1 protein-coding gene is annotated in these 703 nt (G+C 46.1%); it reads left to right on the top strand.

What is annotated here, in order from left to right:
- Positions 1 to 83: 83 nt before the first annotated feature.
- A complete protein-coding gene (locus B0183_RS11810; RefSeq protein WP_035525075.1) occupies positions 84 to 542 on the top strand; it encodes a hypothetical protein in 459 nt (152 codons plus the stop codon).
- The last annotated feature ends 161 nt before the right edge of the window (positions 543 to 703 follow it).

The raw sequence follows: 703 nt of genomic DNA, 5'->3' as shown, positions 1-703 counted from the left end.
ACGCCAACACTTTGAGGATTTGCTCAAGGCGGCAAAAACGGCAGAAGAGATTGAGGCAATTACCGTACATTATGAGGTGCGTAATGAGTAAAGTGTATCTTGCGCTTTATAAAGGTAAAGGGGACTGGGTGGATAAACTTATCCGCCTCGCCACAAAAGGCAGATATAGCCACTGCGAGATGGCTGTTGAGCAACGCCGCTACAAAAGCGGCGATCGCTGTTTGCCTGAGGTAAGTTACATCTGCTACAGCTCAAGCCTCCGTGATGGTGGCGTACGCTGTAAAGTAATTGATGTAGATGACGCATCCAAGTGGGATTTGATTGAGCTATCAAATGTAACCGAGGCAAAAATCAAAGCCTATTTTAAGCAAACCAACGGCAAAAAGTATGACCTTTGGGGGGCGTTGGGCGTGGTGCTACGCAATACTCACAGCAACAACCGTTATTTTTGCAGTGAGTGGTGTGGCGAGGTGTTGGGCATTAAAGAGGCTTGGCGCTTCTCCCCCAATGATTTAGAGGCAATTGCAAGGAGTGTATTATGACAATTTATAAGCAAACCCCACTCCCATTTGTGGGGCAAAAAAGGATGCTTCTTAAGCATTTCAGCCAAATTTTAAACGATAATATCAAAGGCGACGGCGAAGGCTGGACGATTGTAGATGTGTTTGGTGGTAGCGGTTTGTTATCTCATACCGCCAAACAA

Source organism: Glaesserella parasuis (genome assembly GCF_002015085.1).
In the GTDB taxonomy this organism is placed as follows: Bacteria; Pseudomonadota; Gammaproteobacteria; order Enterobacterales; family Pasteurellaceae; genus Glaesserella; species Glaesserella parasuis.
Note: the sequence above shows the minus strand (reverse complement) of the source record. Positions and strands in the feature narration are given on the sequence as shown.